Source organism: Rothia sp. HMSC069C04, from assembly GCF_001812895.1.
In the GTDB taxonomy this organism is placed as follows: domain Bacteria; phylum Actinomycetota; class Actinomycetes; order Actinomycetales; family Micrococcaceae; genus Rothia.
On sequence record NZ_KV810707.1, the window covers coordinates 21,996 to 42,261 of the forward strand.

The 20,266-nt window shown below is 57.5% G+C and carries 11 protein-coding genes; 2 read left to right on the plus strand and 9 right to left on the minus strand.

Annotation, left to right across the window (positions count from 1 at the left end):
- The first annotated feature begins 33 nt into the window (after positions 1 to 33).
- Together HMPREF2879_RS00335 and HMPREF2879_RS00340 are read left to right on the plus strand one after the other, a co-directional pair.
- Positions 34 to 2,106, plus strand: a complete 2,073-nt coding sequence (locus HMPREF2879_RS00335) for a glucose PTS transporter subunit IIA (RefSeq protein WP_070634551.1) — start codon at positions 34 to 36, stop codon at positions 2,104 to 2,106.
- 183 nt (positions 2,107 to 2,289) lie between these two features.
- Positions 2,290 to 3,315, plus strand: a complete 1,026-nt coding sequence (locus tag HMPREF2879_RS00340; RefSeq protein WP_070634552.1) for a dihydrodipicolinate synthase — start codon at positions 2,290 to 2,292, stop codon at positions 3,313 to 3,315.
- Positions 3,316 to 3,483: 168 nt separating this feature from the next.
- Here the strand turns inward: HMPREF2879_RS00340 and HMPREF2879_RS00345 are convergent, their stop codons facing one another.
- From HMPREF2879_RS00345 to HMPREF2879_RS00385, 9 genes are all read right to left on the minus strand, one after another.
- Entirely contained in the window at positions 3,484 to 5,187 is a 1,704-nt protein-coding gene (locus tag HMPREF2879_RS00345) for an ABC transporter family substrate-binding protein (protein ID WP_070634553.1), read from the minus strand.
- 257 nt (positions 5,188 to 5,444) lie between these two features.
- Complete coding sequence (locus HMPREF2879_RS00350) at positions 5,445 to 7,145, minus strand: ABC transporter family substrate-binding protein (RefSeq protein WP_049342725.1); 1,701 nt, start codon at positions 7,143 to 7,145, stop codon at positions 5,445 to 5,447.
- Positions 7,146 to 7,553: 408 nt separating this feature from the next.
- Positions 7,554 to 9,263 (minus strand): ABC transporter family substrate-binding protein, encoded by a 1,710-nt coding sequence (locus tag HMPREF2879_RS00355; protein ID WP_049353424.1) that lies wholly within the window; start codon positions 9,261 to 9,263, stop codon positions 7,554 to 7,556.
- A gap of 443 nt (positions 9,264 to 9,706) precedes the next feature.
- Complete coding sequence (locus HMPREF2879_RS00360) at positions 9,707 to 11,407, minus strand: ABC transporter family substrate-binding protein (protein ID WP_049357820.1); 1,701 nt, start codon at positions 11,405 to 11,407, stop codon at positions 9,707 to 9,709.
- A 408-nt stretch (positions 11,408 to 11,815) separates the two neighbouring features.
- Positions 11,816 to 13,546: an ABC transporter family substrate-binding protein gene (locus HMPREF2879_RS00365; protein WP_070634554.1), complete on the minus strand. Its 1,731-nt coding sequence runs from the start codon at positions 13,544 to 13,546 to the stop codon at positions 11,816 to 11,818.
- A gap of 367 nt (positions 13,547 to 13,913) precedes the next feature.
- Complete coding sequence (locus tag HMPREF2879_RS00370) at positions 13,914 to 15,614, minus strand: ABC transporter family substrate-binding protein (protein WP_049353427.1); 1,701 nt, start codon at positions 15,612 to 15,614, stop codon at positions 13,914 to 13,916.
- 431 nt (positions 15,615 to 16,045) lie between these two features.
- Positions 16,046 to 18,139, minus strand: a complete 2,094-nt coding sequence (locus HMPREF2879_RS00375) for an ABC transporter ATP-binding protein (protein WP_049359635.1) — start codon at positions 18,137 to 18,139, stop codon at positions 16,046 to 16,048.
- On the minus strand, positions 18,139 to 19,140 hold the full coding sequence (locus HMPREF2879_RS00380; protein WP_005507216.1) for an ABC transporter permease: 1,002 nt from the start codon (positions 19,138 to 19,140) through the stop codon (positions 18,139 to 18,141). The genes HMPREF2879_RS00375 and HMPREF2879_RS00380 overlap by 1 nt, the downstream gene beginning before the upstream one ends.
- Complete coding sequence (locus HMPREF2879_RS00385) at positions 19,137 to 20,132, minus strand: ABC transporter permease (protein ID WP_005507218.1); 996 nt, start codon at positions 20,130 to 20,132, stop codon at positions 19,137 to 19,139. Before HMPREF2879_RS00385 ends, HMPREF2879_RS00380 begins: the two co-directional genes overlap by 4 nt.
- Between the last annotated feature and the right edge of the window lie 134 nt (positions 20,133 to 20,266).

Consider the following 20,266-nt stretch of genomic DNA (forward strand, 5'->3'; position numbering starts at 1 on the left):
TATAGACATTGACCGCATATCTAAGGAAGTATCGTGAATAACCGCGAACTTGGCGAGAAGATTCTTGACGGCCTGGGTGGCCCCGAGAACATCGCGCACATTACTCACTGTGCAACCCGCCTTCGTGTCACTCCTGTGTCTAACGATGCAGTGCAGAACAAGAAGATTGAGAGCCTGCCCGGCGTTCTCTCTGTGATTGAGCAGTCCGGCCAGACTCAGGTTGTTCTGGGCGAGCGCGTTGAGGCTGTGTACAACGAGATCAACGCTCTGCCTTCTATGTCCGGCCACGCTGAGGGTGACACCAAGGTTGAGGCTGAAGGCAAGAAGTCCGGCTGGCTTACCAACGTCTTCGACGTTCTGTCTGACTCCTTCCGTCCTCTGCTGTGGGCACTTCTGGGTACCTCGATGATTCTGACCCTGATTGTGTTCCTGCAGCAGCTGGGCTTCTTCGGCCAGTACACTGACTTGACCGGTCAGAGCGTGAACATTGACATCATTAACGGTGCTCGTGTGGCTGACCCGGAGGAAGCTAAGGCTCTGAACACCCAGTGGATGCAGCAGTTTGCTTTCTGGTACATCCTGAAGGCTGCTTCGCTGTCTGTTCTGAACTTCATGCCCATCATGCTGGGTGCTACCGCTGCTAAGCGTCTGGGCGCGAACATGTGGGTTGGTGCAGCTATCCCCGCTGCACTGATGACCGGTACCTTCACCGATCTGACTGCTCTTGCTGACCCCGCCACCAAGGTTCTGAACGTTCCGTTCTTCGGTCTGGATCTGCCGCTGTACGCATTCAGCTACACCGGCCAGGTCTTCCCCCCGCTGCTGGCTGTTGCTCTGCTGGCTCCGCTTGAGCGCTTCCTGAAGAAGGTTATTCCTTCGATGCTGCAGATGGTGTTCGTGCCGATGATTTCGGTCATCATTCTGGTTCCGGTGACCGCGTTCCTGGTTGGCCCCATCGGTATTGGTGTGGCTATGGGTATCTCTGACTTCCTGAAGATGGTTAACGACCAGGCTCCGGCTCTGGTTGGTGCTCTGATTGCTGGCCTGTACCTGTTCATGGTTCCGCTGGGTCTGCACTGGCCGCTGAACGCTGTCATGATTAACAACCTGCAGACCATGGGTACTGACTTCATTCAGTCCCCCATGGGTGCTTACAACTTCGCTGTGTTCGGCCTGGTCACCGGTGTGGCTATTAAGGCTAAGCACGACCGCGAGCTGCGCCAGACCGCTGTTGGTGCGTCGATGTCCGGTCTGCTCGGTGGTATTTCTGAGCCGTCCCTGTACGGTGTTGTGCTCCGCTACAAGCGCGTGATCCCGATTATTCTGGTTCCCGCTGTTATTGGTGGCGCTACCATTTCCTTCCTGGGCGTTAAGTCCTACGCGTTCGCGTTCACTTCGCTGCTGTCGATTCCGGCTATGCAGCCCTCGTACCTGTACGTGATTGGTCTGGCTATTGCGTTCTTCGGCGCTATGACCGGTGTTCTGCTGTTCGGTTACGAGTCGAAGGCTGACGCTGTAAGGCACGCTGCGGAGCGTAAGGCTGAGGATGCTGAGGCCGCTCCTAAGGCTGAGGCTGTTGCCGCTAAGGCTGCTCCGGCTGCTGCCGCTACTGCGACCGCCGCTGCTGCACCCGCTGCTTCCGCTGGTGAGGTCATTGAGCTGCACGCTCCGATTGAGGGTACTGCTGTTGCTCTGTCTGATGTTCCGGACCCGATTTTCGCTGCAGGCAAGCTGGGCGAGGGTGTGGCGATTGAGCCGACCGGTACCACTGTTGTTGCTCCCGCAGCCGGTAAGGTTGCTGCAACCTACCCCTCGGGCCACGCTGTGGGTCTGAAGCTGGAGAACGGCATTGAGCTGCTGATTCACGTTGGTCTGGATACCGTGAACCTGGACGGTAAGGGCTTCAGCGTGAAGGTTGCTAAGGGCGATGTTGTTGCTGCTGGCGACGCTCTGATTGAGTTCGATCCTGAGGTTATCAAGGAGGCGGGTTACCCGCTGATTACCCCGGTGATTGTGACCAACACCCGCAAGTTCGCTGAGGTGAAGGGTCTGCCGGGCGTTGCTCACCAGAACCTGAGCACTGTCCTGAAGGTGACCACTAAGTAGTTCGCTTTCTAAGGCTCTAACTATGGCTCTAAAGGGGGCCCCACCATTACGGTGGGGCCCCCTTTCCTTATGCCCTGATATTCGGGTAGGGCTTAGCCTGGGGTTACCCACTAGCCGGGGGTATTTCTGCTAGTGTGATAATAAGCTCAACAAGGAAGTTCTCACGTGATAGGGAGTACGACGATGTCTTCTGATACTAGGATATGGGATACCGAGGTGTGGGAAGAGCAGCAAAAAGAGCTACGCGCTCTTTCTCCTGTTCGGCGGCTGATGCGCCGGCTCAATCTTGAGGCGCTCGTCTATGAGTCCGCGCCGTTCCCGGTTCTGCTGCGTAAGCTCTCCGTGCTGATTCCAGCGTGCCTTCTGTGGTGGGTTATCTACGAGCCGCACCGGCTTGCTTCCTCCACCAGTCTCCCCGAGGGTACTCACGCTATTACACTGCTCCCCGGAGCCTGGGGTGACCCCGCTACGGGGGCTTATGGGGGTCTTCCTGAGCTGCCGGGCGTCCTCGTGCGCTGGGTGCTGTGCATCGCGGCAATGGTGGCTGTCGTTCATGTCTGTGGCGTCAAGGCGAAGGGGCAGAGCTTCACCATTCCTCACGATGCGCGTTCACGGTTGATTGCGCTGATGCAGGCTCTGGGCATTTTCGGTGCTTTTGCACTGGTCGTCTGGATTGAGTACATGATGACTCCGCTGACCCTCATGTTTGAAACCGTGTACGCTGGCCCGACCGCCGTCTATAGCGGCGACGGCATGATTCCCCTGCACCTGTTCCTGTCCTCGTCGTTGAGCGCTATTTTCTTGGGCTATTTTTGTGTGAACATTCTTGCCTCGCTGAATATCCCCGGGTACCTGGGCATCCCCGCAATTATTTACGTGGGGGCGCTCCCTTGGGCTCAGGCGGAGCGGCACCAGTTCACGTTGGCGCTGGCGTGGGTTATTGCGGTGACGCTGGTGAGTTGGCTCGTGCGCGGCATGTGGGGCACTCTGCTCGCCTGCGTTGGCTATTCTCTCTGGATTGTGCTGGTGGCAACCAGCGGTGATCCGTTTGATCTGTCCGCTAATATGAGCCGTGTGCTCGTGATTTTGGGTTTCCCGCTGGCTTTCATCGTTGCTGGAGGCGGCATTTACCGTATCTTCTATCTGCGGCAGAACCCGAAGATGCTGAGGTACCTGCAGGAGCGTGCCCTGTACCTGGGCGAGTGGTAGCAGCCAGTTAGAGTGGCGCTCCCCTAGTTTTTGTAATTACATATCCCGCTAATGTATCCAGCTAAAGGACGCAGAACAAGCGGGACAGAAAAATCCCGGGCACTCTCTCGTGAGAGTACCCGGGATTTCGAGTCCTACAGGACGACTAGAGCGTTACCGCAAGCGGTACTACTCCTGCCAGCCAACGTTGACCCAGTAGTCAGCGCTGGTGTAGCTCTGCTTGAACAGGGACGGACCGTAGTTCGCAACCTTAGCCTTGACAGCGGCGTACATCGGGCCGTTTGCGTAGGGCAGGTACACTGCGACCTTCTCGTAGTAGAGCTTCTCCGCCTCGTTAGCGATCTTGATGCGCTCGTCTTCCTTCTCGGTGTTCTGCAGCTTCTCGATGAGCTTATCAACTTCGGGGTCACCGACTCCGAACACCTCGGTGGTGAAGAAGTAGGGTGCCGAGGAAGCCAGGTCGGGCAGAACGCCCCAACCGGTGAAGATTGCTTCGTAGCTCTTTTGGCCGAGCACGGAGTTGGAGTTCGACTGCGGCTGGTTGTCAGCGCTCAGGCGGATACCTGCGGACTTCAGCTGCTGCTCCAGAATCTGGTAGACCGCCTGGTAGACAGCCTCGGAACCGAAGGAGGTCAGAGCGAAGCCAGCAACCTTGCCGTTCTTAGCGTAGTAGTCGCCGGACTTGGAGTAGCCTGCGGCCTCCAGGATCTTAGCGGCTGCCTGTGCACCGGTGTCACCAGCGTAGTTGTTCTGGTAACCCTTCTGGAACGGCATTGCGATGATGGAGCCGGGCAGCGGCTCGGTCCAGCCGAGCTGCGAGAAGTATGCCTTAGCGATCTGCTCGCGGTCCACAGAAGCAAGGATTGCGCGGCGCAGTGCCAGATCCTCGATGCGCTTGGGGTTCAGCTGAATGATGTTGACGTTGGTGTTCTGGCTCTGGCGAATCTCGGTGCCAGCCTGGCCCTTCACAGCGTTGTAGCTGGTTGCACCCACGAAGGTGAAGGCGTCCAGTTCGCCGTTCTTGAAGCTTGCACGGATTGCTTCGGAGTCCATCTGACGCCAGATGATGCGGTCCAGGATCGGCTTCTCGCCCCACCACTTGTCGTTCTTGACCAGGGTGAGCACCTTCTGGGAGGAGTTCCACTCGCCAACCTTGAAGGGGCCAGCCCAGTACTGGTCGAGGGGCTTGTCAACGAAGCCTTCGTTGAAGAGGTTGACGTCTTCCAGTGCGGGGTGGATTGCGAAGGCGCACAGACCCTCGGAGGGGTAATACGGAGCCTTCATGGTGACCTTGACGTGGAAGTTGTCGCCGTCCACAGCCTCGATGCTCTCAACCTGCTGCCACATGGTGTTGTCGGTGATGTGGTAGGGGTTGTCGGTGGTTGCGCGGTAGACCTTCCACACGGCGCGAACAGCGTTCACGTCCATGGGGGTGCCGTCATTGAAGGCAGCCTTGGGGTTGATCTTGAAGGTCGCGGTCTGCACGCCATCGACGGTCTCGGTCTTGTGCTCGGTGCAGAACTCGGGGTTGAGGGTACCTTCGCCGTCGGGGCTCATGGTGTAGAAGCCCATCACGGCGGGAATGTTGCAGGGTGCCAGTGCGTCCAGGTTGCTGGAGGTGTAGCCGCTCTGGGTCTGCAGGTTGAAGTTCGGGCCCAGGGCGGTAGCCGCGAGAGTCAGGGTGCCGCCCTGCTTGAGGGAGGAACGGTCCTGCTTGTTGACCTGAAGGTTCTTCAGAATATCTTCAGCGTTGTTAGCGGCACTACCGCCAACCTTTTCCTTCGAGCTGCCGCAGGCAGCCAGTAGACCAACGGTGCCGAGGGCAACGGTGCCGGTCAGGAGGGTACGGCGAGAGACAGACATGCTCTTCATGGAATTTCTCCTAGAGTATTCGCAGTGTTGTGGAGGCGGCGCGCGAACGGTGCGCAACTAACACTCCAACCCGGCGGGAGGACAGTCTCTGCCGGGGTCGCAGGCAGAATGCCCGCATTTGTTTTAAGTATATCCGTGCAAATCTCTGAGGAACGGGAAAGCGGCGTGCTCCAGAAGGTTTTAATCCTTCTGTAACACGCCGCTGTAGCGCTTTTACCCCTTATGGAGTGTGTGAGCGGTGCTCAACGCTTAGATTTTTACTTCTCCCAACCGACGTTGATCCATACGTTCGGGTTGTAGTAGGGCAGACCGAAGAGCATGGGGCCGTAGTTCGCCAGGCCCTTACGGCACGCCTTGAAGTTCGGGCCGTTGTGGGTGGGCACGTAGATGGCGACCTCGTCCAGGTGGCGCTTCTCCAGCTCGTTCATGATCTTGAGCTGTTCCTTCGGGTCCTCGGTGGACATCATGGTTGCTGCCAGCGAGTCCAGATCCTTACCGTGACCGTTGTTGGTCTCGGAGATATAGAAGTAGTTCGCCGCATCCACCGGGGAGGTGGTGATGCCGTAGCCGCCAGTCTTAATCGCGAAGTTCTTGGAGGAGATGATGCTCGACATTTCGGAGGCACCGTGATTCTCGATGGTCAGCTCGATGCCGACCTCCTTCATCTGCTGCACCAGGAACTGGGCGGTGGAGCTGACAACCGGGTCGCTACCGAAGGTGATAACCGGGTAGGAGACCTTAGCGCCGTCCTTGGTGTAGTAGTCACCGGACTTGGTGTAGCCCGCATCCTCAAGGATCTTGGTGGCGACGTCCTTGCCGAGCTTGGTCGGGTAGTTGTCCTGGTAGCCTTCCTGCATGGGCAGCATGCACATGGAGCCGGGCAGGGTTTCCTTCCAGCCGAGCTTCTCGTAGCGCAGCTTCTGCAGCTGCTCACGGTTGAGGGCTGCAACGAAGGCGCGGCGGACGGGCAGGGGCACCTTTTCGGGGTTGATTTCGTAGTTGCCCACGCTGAGAGCGCTACCCTTGCGGATGTCGGTGTTTGCCACGCCGGAGAGCTCGTTGTAGGAGCTGAGGGTGCTGGCGTCCACGTAGTCGATTTCGTTGTTCTTGTAGGCTGCCTGCTCTGCCTGGGAGCTCATTTCACGCCAGGTGATGCGCTCGAGGGCGGGCTTCTGGCCCCACCACTTGTCGTTGCGGACGACGGTGAGCACCTTGGAGGAGGAGTTCCACTCGCCGACCTTGAAGGGGCCTGCCCAGTACTGGTCGAGGGGCTTGTCGTTCAGGCCGTCGTTGAAGAATTTGGGGTCGGCGAATGCCGGGTGCAGGAACGAGGTAAAGCTGCCTTCGATGGGGTACCAGGGCTTGGACATCGTGACCTTCACGTGGCGGGTATCGCCGTCCACAGCCTCGACGCTGGCCACCTGCTCCCAGATGGGCGAGGGGGTGATCTGGTAGTCCGAACCGGATGCCGCGGCGGTGTAGATGGTCTGGTAGCTCTTGACGGCGTTCACGTCGATGGGGGTGCCGTCGTTGAAGGCTGCCTTGGGGTTGATCTTGAAGGTCACGGTCTGCACGCCGTCAACGGTCTGCGCCTTGTACTCAGTGACGTAGTCCTCGTTCATGTGCGACTCGCCGCGGAAGTCGGCGTAGAAGCCGCCGGTGAAGGCGGAGTTGATGGCTGCCTGAATGTTCAGGTTGCCGGCGGTGTAGCCGTTGGTGTTGAGGATGTTGAAGTTCGGGCCGATGCCGTCAGCGCTCAGGCGCAGTTCGCCGCCGTCCTTGAGGGCGGAGCGGTCCTTCTCGTTGTAGGAGACTGCCTTTGAGAGGTCGTCGCCCGCGGAGAGAGCGCTGGTTTCGGTCTTGGAGGAGTTGCCGCCGCAGGCTGCGAGCAGGCCTACGGTGCCCAGGGCGACGGTGCCGGTGAGCAGGGCGCGGCGGTTGAGGGTGAAAGTGGTCATGATCTGTCCTTGTCTGAGGACCGGGATGCGCACGTGAGGTACCATGCGCTCCCGGCCCGGGATGAGTGTTGAAACGTGGCGCCATCTCGACAATCTGAGGGTGGGGGAACACAACCCACCCCGCATACTCGTGATGCACATCTATGATGGAACGCACGTTTGCATTGGGATTAGTATACACACAAAACCCATACGGCATGACCCGCCTCACCTTTTACGGGAAATATTTCAGCAGAAACTTTTCTTCCCTCAATTTCAGCCGACCCTCCCCCCGAGAAACAAAAGAGTCCCGCGGCACCCCGCCCATTAGGCGGAATACCGCGGGACTTTACCCTCCAGAGCCTTATACCGGCGCCTCCGAAAATTCAGCAACTACCGAATAGGAATCCAGAAAATTAACATGTGGCTTTAGTTCTGCCAACCCACATTGGTCCAGCGCTTGGGGTCGGTGTAACTGGTTGCGAAGAGGGAAGGACCGTAGTTAGCCAGCTTCTCCTTCACAGCTGCGTAGCTGGGGCCGTTAGCGTAGGGGAAGTAAATAGCGACCTTCTCCATGTGCTGCTTCTCAGCCTCAGCAGCCATCTTCAACTGCTCCTCGTGGGATTCCTTCTCGTAAATGGACGCGATGAACTTATCCAGCTCGGGATCGCCCACACCTTCGTTGATTTCGCTGGTGTAGAAGTACTGAACACTGTCTGCGGGGTCAGCACCAATACCCCAGCCGGAGAAGGCGCAGTCGTACTGCTTAGAGCCCATCACGGAGTTGAACTGGGACTGCGGCTGGTTGTCCTGCTCGAGCTTAATACCTGCTGCCTTGAGCTGCTGCTCGAGGTTCTGGAACTGAGCCAGGGAGGTTGCATCCGAACCGAAGTAGGTGATGGAGAAGCCTGCAGTCTTACCGTCCTTGGCGTAGTAGTCGCCATTCTTGGAGTAGCCTGCTGCTTCCAGGATCTTTGCCGCAGCCTCGGGGCCGGGGTTAGAAGGCATAGCGTCCTGGTAGCCCTTCTGGAAGGGCATAGCAATCATGGAGCCGGTCAGGGGCTCTTCCCAGTTGATCTGGCCGAACTTGACCTTAGCCAGCTGAGAGCGGTCAACCGCGGCGAAGACTGCACGGCGCAGGGCGGTGTCGGTCACGCGGGTCGGGTTGAACTGCAGGTTGATCACGCCGACGCTCTGGCCGGAGCGAATCTGGACACCGGGCTGACCCTTGACGGCGTTGTAGGTTGCCAGGCCAGCAAAGCCGATGCTGTCCAGCTCGCCGTTCTTGAACGCTGCGCGCTCTGCTTCGTCGCCCATTTCACGCCAGATAATGCGGTCCAGCAGCGGCTTCTCACCCCACCACTTGTCGTTGGGCACGAGGGTGAGGGTCTTAGCCGAAGAGTTCCACTCGCCAATCTTGAAGGGGCCGGACCAGTACTGATCCATGGGCTTGTTCACGAAGCCGTTATTGAAGAGCTCCTTGTCGGTCAGTGCGGGGTGCAGACCGAGCAGGCCGAGGGTCTCAGCGGGGTACAGGGGCTTGGACATGACGATCTTGACGCGGGTCTTGTCGCCATCCACGGGGTCGATGGATGCTACCTGCTGCCAGAAGGGAGCGGCGATAACGTTGTAGCCGTCATCAGGGTTGCGGTAGACGGTCCACGCGGCGCGGATTGCCTCAACGTCAACGGGGGTGCCGTCATTGAAGACAGCCTTAGAGTTGAGCTTGAAGGTGATGGTCTGCACGCCGCCAACGGTCTCTGCCTTGTAGTCGCTGACATAGTCGTCGTTGAGGCTGTATTCGCCAGCAGGGCTTAGGGAGGTGAAGCCGATAGCGGAGGGGATGTTGCAGGCGCCACCGAATGCGGTGAGGTTCTCGGTGGTGTAGCCGCTCTGAGTCAGAATGTTGAAGTTCGGGCCGACTGCGGAGACGCTACCGCGGAACTCGCCACCCTGCTTGAGGGAGGAGCGGTCCTGCTTGTTGATTTCGAGGTTCTTGACGATTTCCTCGGTGCTTGATGCAGCCTTACCGCTGATCTTCTTGTCAGAGCCGCCGCCGCATGCAGCGAGCAGGCCGACGGTACCCAGGGCAACGGTGCCGGTCAGCAGGGTACGGCGATTAATACGTAGATGAGTCATGTATTCTCCTCATGCCGGAGGGCTCGGGTGCTATTCGATAAGCGCACCGTGTTGTGCGCTGATTTTTCGGGAGCGCCGAAGCTCCCGCCCATCACCTTTGTGAGAGCCCCCACATTGTTTGTGGTTGAAACACAGTATACCCCCAAAAGAAGCGACGCAGACCACAGTCCAATCCGTGGAAGAACTATACACCGTCTAAAAATCACGGGTTCAGCGCCTGAAACCGCATCATCATGCGGAAGCCGCGTGCGAAAACTAAAAAATGAAATATTATGTAGCATTGGCGCGCGAGCGCGTCACACCCGGTACTTTGAGAGTCGTTACAAGTTACAAGCACAGCGTCGGGGCAACTAAAGCGCGCTGAACCCTCCACAAGAAAAAGCTCCCCACCCCTATACGACACTGCGAAAACGTATAGGGGGCAGGGAGCTTAAAACTGCGGCTTATGCCATCCAGCCGACGGTAGACCAGTCGGTGGTCTTGAAGAGGAACGCACCGTAGTTAGCGAGCTTCGGGCGGCATGCCTTGAAGTCCGGGCCATTGAGGAAGGGGATGAAGAGGCAAACCTCGCTCATGTGCTTCTTCTCAATTTCGTTGCACTTCTCGGCGCGCTTAGCGTCATCGAGGATGGTGACCATCTCGTCGACCATAGCGTCGATTTCGGGGGTGCCGACGCCGTTCCAGTTCTTGGAGTGGTAGAAGTACTCGGCTGCACTGGTCGGCTCGGAGGTCACGCCGAAGCCCGAAATGCTTACGTCGTACTCGCGGTTACCAACAACCTTCGAGAATTCAGACTGTGCACGCGAATCGAGCTCGAAGTTAATGCCGATTTCCTTCATGCTCTGGATGAAGGTCTGTGCCTGGCCCTTGGTGGTGGCGTCATCACCGAAGGTGGTCAGCTTCAAGGTGATGGTCTTGCCGTCCTTCGCGTAGAAGTCGCCGGACTTGGTGTAGCCTGCCTTCTCCAGGACCTTGCGTGCTTCCTCCGGGTTACGTGCCGGGTAGTTGTCGCGGTAGTACTGGGAGGAACCCAACAGAAGCATCGAGCCGGGAACTTCTTCTTCGTAGGGCAGACCCTGGAAGCGAATCTTTGCCAGAGCACCACGGTCGATACCCAGGAAGATTGCCTTACGGACAGCAACATCAGTGATGTGCTCTGCGTTCAGGTTCATGCCGCCGGCGAAGAGGCGGCGACCGCGGCGGATTTCAGAGTTTGCAACGTCCTTCATCTCGTTGTAGGCGCTGAGGGTACGTGATTCCACGACGTCCAGCTCGCCGTTCTTGTAGGCGGCGCGAGCTGCAGCGTCTGCCATTTCACGCACGACGATGCGGTCCAGCTTGGGCTTCTCACCCCACCACTTGTCGTTGGGGACTGCGGTGAAGGTCTTCTCGGAGGAGTTCCAGCCGTTGGGTGCCAGGGTGAAGGGGCCGCAACCGAGCTCGGGGTGGGGGTTGTCGACGAAGCCTTCGTTGAAGAGGTTTACGTCGAGCATCGCCGGGTGCAGGATTCCACCAAAGAGCAGACCCTTGACGGGGTTGTGCGCAGTCTTGAAAACAACGCGTGCGTGGTAGCGGTCGCCATCGATAGCTTCAACGCTTTCGATGAATTCGTAGATACCCGCTGCGGCAATCTTGTATTCACCGTCGGGGTCACGCTGGATCTGCCAGGTTGCCTTGAGGGCGTCGATGTCGATGGGGGTGCCGTCGTTGAAGACTGCCTTGGGGTTCAGGCGAACCTCTGCGGTGATCTTGCCGTCTACTTCCTTAGCTTCGAAGCCGAGGCAGTAGTTGGGGTCGAGCTCGTCTTCGCCCTTGTAGGTGCTGCGCCAGATGCCGGCACCGGCGATAACGCCCATGGTTTCGGAGACGGAGGTGCTCGAGCCGTTCTGGGAGAAGCGGTTGAAGTCCGGGCCCAGGGAGTAGGTGCTCAGGTTCAGGGTACCGCCCTGCTTGAGCTTCGAGGTATCCTGCTCGTTGATTTCATAGAACGGGGTTTCGCTTGCCTTGTGCTCGGTCTTGGAGGACGAGGAGCCACAAGCGCTCAGTACGCCGACAGCAGCGACGGCGGTTGCGCCGCCGAACAGTACGCGGCGGCTCATGATCGGGTTGAATCCGGAGAGGGAGGGGATGGGGTGGGGGCTCATGACGGGCTCCTTGGGGGTGTGGACTGCACTGATGCAGTGTTTGCAGTGTAAAGTGGGTGGCTCGCGTGCTCTGGAGGCGGGGTTTCCGTCTGCAGGAGCGCCTGCCATCTGCGGTGATGGGCGGGCAGGTCAAGCCATGCAAAATAATGTGACCTAAAGCTATGTTATAAGCCACATTTAATATTTTTAGTAGTGTACACCACACACATCACTACAAGTGCGCAACACGATAAATATTTCTTAATTATTACGCCCGGCCCTAAGGCAGCGGGCCTAAATCCATGTCGGCACAACCCCACCACCCTTCGAGTGACACTCCCTCCCCCGCCTCCAGAAATAGTCAGCGGGCACAGCAAAGCGGGCCGAACGCGCATATACGCATTCGACCCGCTCATAGGGTAGGAACCCCTAGGAGTTCATCCAGCCCACAGCAGTCCAGTCCATCGACTTGTACAGGTGCGGACCATAGTTAGCCAGGGTCTTCTTGACCATCACAAAGTCAGGGCCGTTCGTAATGGTACCCAGGAAGGCGAACTCAGCCATGTGCTTCTTCTCAATCTCGTTACAGGCAAGGTTACGTTCCTTGTCATCCTCAATGAGGGTCATGGCGTCGATGAGGGCATCGATTTCCTTGCTGCCGATACCTTCGTTGTTCTCGGAGTAGTAGAACTGCTTGGTACCCTCGGTTGCGTCAGCAGAGACCGAGTAGCCGCTGAAGGAAATATCGTAGTCCCAGTTGCCCAGAATGGTGGCGAACTCACTATCGGCGTGCTGATCGATCCGGATCTCAATGCCGACATCCTTCATCTGCTGAGTGAAGGTCTGAGCCTTACCCTTGTTGGTCGGATCGTCACCGAAGACCACCACTGCACAGCCAGCCTTCGTGCCGTCCTTCTCGTAGTAGTCGCCGTTCTTGGTGTAACCGGCGGCCTCCAGAATCTTCTGCGCCTCCGAAACGCTGTTATTCGGGGTCGGGTAGGAATCCTGGTAGTAGGGTGAGAAGGGCATGTGAATCATCGAACCGGGGATGGTTTCCTCGTAGGGCAGGCCCTGGTACTGAATCTTCGCGAGTGCTTCACGGTTGGTGCCGGCGAAGATTGCCTTACGCAGGGCAGCATCCTTGACGCGGCGGGGGTTGATATCCAGACCACCGGCGTAGAGGCGGGTACCCTTACGCAGTTCGGTACCTGCCACGTTCTTCACCTCGGTGTAGGTGGAGGAGGTGCTTGCACCGATAGCGTCAATTTCGTCGTTCTTGAACGCGGCACGTGCAGCGCTGGACTCCATCTGGGTAAAGACGATCTTGTCCAGCAGGGGCTTGGTGCCCCACCACTTGTCGTTGGGTACAACACTGAAGGTCTTCGCAGTGGAGTCCCAGCCCTTATCCGCCAGAGTGAAGGGGCCAGCCCAGTACTCGGGGTGGGGCGCATCCACGAAGCCGTTATTGAAGAGCTCAACATCCTCCAGGGCGGGGTGCAGAATCTCAGAGAAGAGGCTCTGCAGCGGGTAGAAGGGCTTGGAGAAGGTGACGGTTGCACTGTAGTCGTCTTCGCCCTTTTCTACGGATTCAACGAATTCGTAGATGCCGCTGGAGACAATGTTGTAGCCGTTGTCCAGGCTCTTGAAGATATTCCAGGTGGACTGGAGCGCCTTGTAGGTGATGGGGGTGCCATCATTGAAGACAGCCTTGGGGTTGAGCTTGACGGCAACCTGAATCTTGTCGCCCTTCTTGCTGTGTTCGAAGGAGACAGCGAAGTCAGTGTTCAGCTTGTAGGTGCCATCAAAGTCGAGGTTCCACATGCCAGCCTGACTGATGGTGCTCATAACGTTGACGTTATCGCTGGTGTTACCGCTCTGGGTGTAGAAGTTGAAGTTCGGACCGATAGATCCGGCGGGCAGGCGTAGGATGCCGCCCTTCTTCAGGCTGTTCACGTCCTGAGCGTTGATATTGTAGAGGTCTTCGATATTGGCACCGGCACCGGCAGCCTTGGTCTTTTCAGAGCTTGCACTGCCGTTGCCGCAGGCGCTGAGCAGACCTACAGCTCCCAGAGCCGCAGTGCCGCCAATGAGGGCGCGGCGGCTGAAGCTGTTCTTGGTCGCTTCGTGGCTACTCGCGGTGTATGCGGTGTTGGCGGTCATGGGAGTGGTTTCCTTCTGTCTTGTGTGGGCGGGTGTATCCCGTATCCCCGAAGTAATGATTATTTATGCAGAGCACTGCATAATTTTGTATAACTCCACTGTAGCGCGCCTCGGGAGCAAAAACCAAGCATTTTTACAATATTTCTTAATATTTATCGTGTTTTTTGAATATTCATACCATGAATACGCTGTTTTTGTGCGAATTTTTCGGATTTTGCCGGATAGCTATGCCACCGCTCCCCTGCACCGGTACACAAAATGCCCAAAGCAATTCCTCCAGATATGCAAAAAGTGTCCACCCGGATAATCCGGGTGGACACTTTCAGTAGCTCTAGACTATTCACCTATTAGGTGAAGGGATAAGGACTTACTTAGCCCAACCAACCTTCTGCCAGTGAATACCGGTGCCCTGGAAGAGGGACACGCCGTAGTTGCGCAGACCCTTCTTCACGAACTTGTACTCGGGGCCGTTGATGAGCGGAATCAGCACTGCGAACTCAGCCAGGTGCTTCTTCTCGATCTCGCTGCAAGCCCGGTTGCGTTCCTTGTCGTCAGCAATGAGCTTCATCTTTGCAATCATCTCATTGATCTCATCGGAACCGGCTTCCTCGGGCTTACGACGCATGTAGAACTGCTCGGTAGCCTCGGTAGCATCCGGGGAGGTCGGAGCAAAACCGGAGGAGGTTGCGTCGTAATCCTTGGATGCCATGGTCTTGTTGAACTCGCTCACAGCACGGGAGTCGAGCTCAGCATTAATACCTACGGACTTCAGCTGCTGAACCAGGGTCTGACCGACAGCCTTGGCAGTGGGGTCCTCACCGAAGATGGAGAACTTGAAGGCAGCCTGCTTGCCGTCCTTCTCGTAGAACTCACCGTTCTTGGTGTAGCCTGCCTCTTCCAGAATCTTGGATGCTGCAGTAGCATCGTTGTTCGGGGTCGGGTAGTCGTCCTGGTAGTACTCGGTGAAGGGCATATGAATAACCGAGTTGGGGAGCTTCTCTTCGTAATCCAGACCCTGGAAACGAACCTTAGCGAGAGCCTCACGGTTCAGACCAACAACCACAGCGCGACGCAGAGCAACATCCTGCATGCGGGCGGGGTTCATGGTCAGACCGCCGGCGAAGAGGCGAGCACCGCGACGAATCTCGGTGTTAGCAACTTCCTTGAGCTCCTTGTATGCAGAAGCGGTGGTAGCGCCAATCGCGTCAAGCTCATCGTTCTTGAATGCCGCGCGCTCAGCAGCGGTATCCATCTGACGGAAGACGATGCGCTCCAGAACGGGCTTCTCGCCCCACCACTTCTCATTGCGGGTCAGGGTCAGGGTCTTCTCGGTGGAGTTCCAGCCACCTTCAGCAATGGTGAAGGGGCCAACCCAGTACTCGGGGTGCGGCTTGTCAACGAAACCAGTGTTGAAGAGTTCCTTGTCCAGCAGAGCCGGGTGCATAATGCCAGCGAAGAGGGTATCCAGCGGGTAGTAAGGTGCGGAGAAAGTTACCTTCACCTTGAAGTCATCACCGTCGCGCTCCACGGAAGCAATGCTGCTGTAGATGCCGCTGGTACCAATCTTGTAGCCGCCATCGGTGCTCTTGAGGACCTCCCAGGTAGCCTGCAGAGCCTTGTAGTCGATGGGGGTACCGTCGTTGAACTTAGCCTGGGGGTTCAGCTCAATGGAGACAACGGGCAGACCGTTTTCTTCGGAAACATCGAAGCTCTTCGCGAAATCGGGAGCCAGAGTGCGCTTACCCATGGGGTCACCCTGCCACAGGCCTGCGTAAGCCACGGGGCTCATAGCAGTCTGGGTGTACAGGGAGTTGCCGTCCGCGCTGAAAAGGTTGAAGTCCGGACCAATACCGGGAATAGCCAGGCGCAGAGTGCCGCCATCCTTCAGCTCAGATACAGCTGCCTCAGCAAGGTCATAAAGCTCCTTGGCATCGGTGCCCACGGTTGCACCCTGGGTGGTTGCCTTGGAGTCCTTGGACGAGCCGCACGCAGCCAGTACGCCCACGGTACCCAGTGCTGCAGCGCCACCGAGAACGGTACGACGGTTCAGGATGAAATTCTTCTCCATGAGAGTGTCCTCTTATACGTTTGACCCTCAATAATCCCGCAGGAAAGCGTCAAGGATTCCCTGCTCATGCGCCGCAATTAGGGTGCGGTGAGCGATGAATTAGTGCCGGTCTATGAATGTGTTCCTTGAGGCACGCCCCTAGCGGCGCACCCACAGGCTTAATTATGGCTTACCCGCGGTATAGAAGCTCGCCTATAAATATTCATATCTTGAATGGTGAGAAAGGTTACGCCTAGTCAGTGCAGTTTTTCCTGTTTTCTTGCTGGTTTCAGTGCCAAGCGCCACATTCTGAGGCTCCCGCCGTCTCACCAGGTGACAATCTCAAGCTGCACGCGCCTCACCAGTACCGGGCATTAAAAAACCCGAGGGGCGAATATTCAACGAATATTCGCCCCTCGGCACACATGCGACTTATTCAGCCGACTCTAGAGCTACACCGTAGCGGCCTCAGCCTCAGGGTAGTAGCAAGCATAACCGTGATCCTGGCCCTCAACGGGGGTCAGTTCCGGCATCTCCTCCAGGCAACGACGCTTCTTGTCCTCAGGCAGCAGCTTGAAGACCGGGCAACGGCTCGAGAAGCCACAACCCTTAGGCGCGTTCACCGGAGTGGGCAGGTCGCCCTCAAGCATAATGCGGTGGCGCTTTGCCTCAACCTCGGGATCCGGAACCGGAATCGCCGAGAGCAGTGCACGGGTGTACGGGTGGATCGGGTTGTCGAACACCTGGTCGACGTCACCGATCTCAACAATACGACCCAGGTACATCACTGCAACGCGGTCGGATGCGTGGCGAATCACCGCGAGGTCGTGAGCAACCATCAGGTAGCTCAGGCCCAGGTTTGCACGCAACTCCTCCAGCAGGTTGATCACACCAGCCTGGACGGACACGTCCAGTGCGGACACCGGCTCATCCAGAACCACGAGCTTAGGGTTAACGGCAAGCGCACGAGCAATACCGATACGCTGACGCTGACCGCCAGAGAACTGGTTCGGGAAGCGGTTCACGTGGTCGGGTTGCAGACCCACAATGTGCATCAGCTCGATGACGCGCTTCTTGATGTCTGCCTTGTTCATGCCCTGGTTTTCCAGGGGCTCAGCAAGCACCTCGTAAACGGTGAAGCGCGGATCCAGAGCACCGGTGGGGTCCTGGAACACCATCTGCTGGTTCTTACGCAGCTCAAGAATCTCACCTGCGGACTTGCCGTCCTTGGTGGAGGTTCCGTTGATCAGAATCTCACCGTCGGTGTTCTTATTGAACTCCATGATTTCCAGCAGGGTGGTGGTCTTACCACAACCGGACTCACCCACGATGGAGAAGCACTCGCCCTCACGAATATCGAAGGACAGGCCGTTCACAGCCTTCACAGTGCCCACGCGGCGCTTAATCAGCGCACCCTTCATGAGCGGGAAGTGCTTCTTGACGTTGCGGACCTCCAGGACGGGGGCACGCTCCTCACGCGGGATGCCGTCGTACTTCGATACCGGGGGTTCCGGAACCGGGTACAGCTCGTCTGCGGTCTTACCGACCAGCTCCTGAGAGATGGTGCAGGAGGAGTAGTGGCCCTCGCCAACGCCTTCCAGCAGCTGCAGATCGGGCTCGCCGTTGGAGTCCTGGCAGCACTGGCCACCGCTTTTAGCGATGGGGCAACGCGGGCGGAAGGAGCACGCGGTCACCGGGTTAATCAGGTTCGGAGGGGTACCCTCGATGGGTACCAGGGAGACCTTCTCGGAACGGTCCACACGCGGGACCGCACCCAGCAGACCGATGGTGTACGGGTGGGAGGGATGCTTGTACAGGTCTTCTGCCTTAGCAATCTCCACCGGCTTACCGGCGTACATCACCAGAATGTCGTCAGCCATACCAGCCACAACACCGAGGTCGTGGGTAATCATGATGGTCGCTGCGCCGGTCTCTTCCTGAGCCTTCTGCATAACCTCCAACACCTGCGCCTGAATGGTCACATCCAGTGCGGTGGTGGGCTCATCGGCGATGAGCACGCGGGGGTCATTCGCAATCGCCATAGCGATCATGATGCGCTGACGCATACCACCGGAGAACTCGTGCGGGAAGGAACGCAGGCGGTCAGCCGGCGAAGGAATACCCACCATACGCATCAGTTCGATGGAACGGTCCTTGATAGCCTGCTTGCTCATGCCCTTGTTGTGGACCTTGAGCACCTCAGCAATCTGGTCACCAATGGTGTACACGGGGGTCAGCGAGGACAGCGGATCCTGGAAAATCATAGAGATTTCCTTGCCGCGGTATGCGCACATTTCCTTATCGCTCAGACCCAGCAGCTCGGTGCCGTTGTACTTAACCGAACCGGTGATGTCAGCGGTGGTCGGGTGCAGGCCCATGATCGCCATGGAAGCAACGGACTTACCGGAACCGGACTCACCCACAATACCCAGGGTCTTACCGGGGTACAGGTCAAAGTTCACACCGCGAACAGCGTGCACGACGCCATTCTCAGTGTTGAAGCGGACGTTGAGGTCCTTAACGCTCAGAACGGGAGAGGTACTCATTAGTTCTTCGCCTCCTTTGCAGCGGCAGCGGGTGCCTCTGCCTTCTCGTTCTTCTTGGACTTCTTGATCTTACCGACCGACATCGAAGTCGGGTCGAATGCGTCACGCAGACCGTCGTTCATGAGGGCCAGCGGACCAACCAGCAGGAAGAAGAACAGAACCGGGAACCAGAACATGTGCGGCAGGGTGTTAATCTGCTGCGAAGCATCCGAAATCAGCGAGCCCAGCGAGTAGTTGGGGTACTTAATACCGATGCCGATGAAGGAGTAAGCGACCTCAGAGAGCACAGCGCCCATGATGCCGCTGGTGAAGTTCAGAACCAGCAGGGAGCCAATGTTCGGAACCAGGTGGCGCATCACAATCTTGAAGGGGTGCACACCCATGTAGCGTGCAGCCTTCACGAAGTCGCGGTTGATGAGGGACTGCGCCATTGCACGAATAACACGGGCGCTACCCATCCAGCCGAAGGCAATCAGCACTGCAGAGAGCAGAACCCAGGTGGGGACGCTCTTCTGAATCTGCTTACCAACCTGACCGTTAATCAGAATTGCCAGAATCAGCAGCGAGGGAACCATGATCAGGGTCTCGAGGATGAACAGCATAATCTTGTCAATCCAGCCACCGAAGTACGCCATCACACAACCGTAAACTGCGGAGATGAACACAGTGGCCAAACCGACGACCACACCAATCTGGAGAGAGGTCCAGACGGCCTCAGACATCATGGCGAACACGTCATTACCCGCGATGGTGGTACCGAACCAGTGCTCGGCCGAGGGGCCTTCACCCAGCGCCATGTAGTCAATGTCGTTGGGCTTGTACTTGGTCAGGTACTTACCGAACAGACCGAACAGACCCATGCCGATGAACACGCACAGACCGAAGACTGCAGCCTTGTTACGCAGGAAGCGGCGCAGAATAATAACGCTCTTGTTGATGACCTTGAAGTCACCGTTCTCCTGTACCACCGGTACGGAGGAAGTTGCAGTTACCTGACTCATGAGATCCTCACTCGGGGGTCGACGATGGTGGTAGCGATATCAGCGATGATCGCACCGACAGCGAACAGTGCAGAACCGTACGCGAGGGTCACGGTCGCAGCGTTCACGTCCTGCGCGGAAATGGAGTCAATCGACCACTTACCGATACCGGGCCATGCAAAGACGGTCTCGGCGAAGAATGCACCCGCAAAAATCATCGGAATCTGGTACGCGATGGACTGTGCCACGGGGATGAAGGAGACGCGCAGTGCGTGGCGAGTAATCGCCTGGTTACGGGTCAAGCCCTTAGCACGAGCGGTACGCACGAAGTCAGCGTTCACGTTATCGAGCAGGTACTGACGCTGTGCAATCTGGTAACCAGCCCAACCGAAGATGGTCATACAGAAGGTCGGCACGACGTAGTGCGCCGCCATATCCATGGTGATTTCCCAGAATCCGGTCAGACCCGGAGTCGAAATACCGGTCACATAGAAAATCTTCTCTCCACCATTAGCAACGGCGATGTTGTTGATAGTGGTCGCGCCCTGCTGCACCACGAAGTAAGCAACGGGAGCGGGGATGATGTAGACCAGGTAGGAGTAACCGGTGATAACACGGTCAGAGAACTTGTACTGGCGAGCTGCCGAGTACACACCCAGGGCGATACCAATCACAATCGAGAGAATGGTAGCCACCAGCAGCAGGCGGGTAGAAACCCACACGCGCTGGCCAAATTCCTGGTTAATGTACGCGCCGTTGGGGCTACGGCCCCAATCGAACTTGGTGACCACATTGGTCAGCCACTGAACGTAGCGGTCCCAGGGGTTCATTTCGGGATCGAGACCCAGGGATGCGAAGTTACGGTTCACCTGCTCGGGGCTAGGCTTCGGAACCTTTTCCTGCTCCAAGAGGGCAGGCTTCAGGGCAGTAACCGCTGCAAAGTAACCCATCGTGGTCGTAATAAAGACCATGACGAGGTACGTCAGCGATCGCTGGAGGATGTACCTAAACATGGGACGGTTCCCCTCCTTGTGTAGATGTCGGTGTTAAGGCATGTGTGTCATGCTGTCCTAGCGCACTGCTTCGTGATGACTGTCACTAGGAGCATATGTACTTTATCTTATATAGCCTGTAACACTTCCACCAA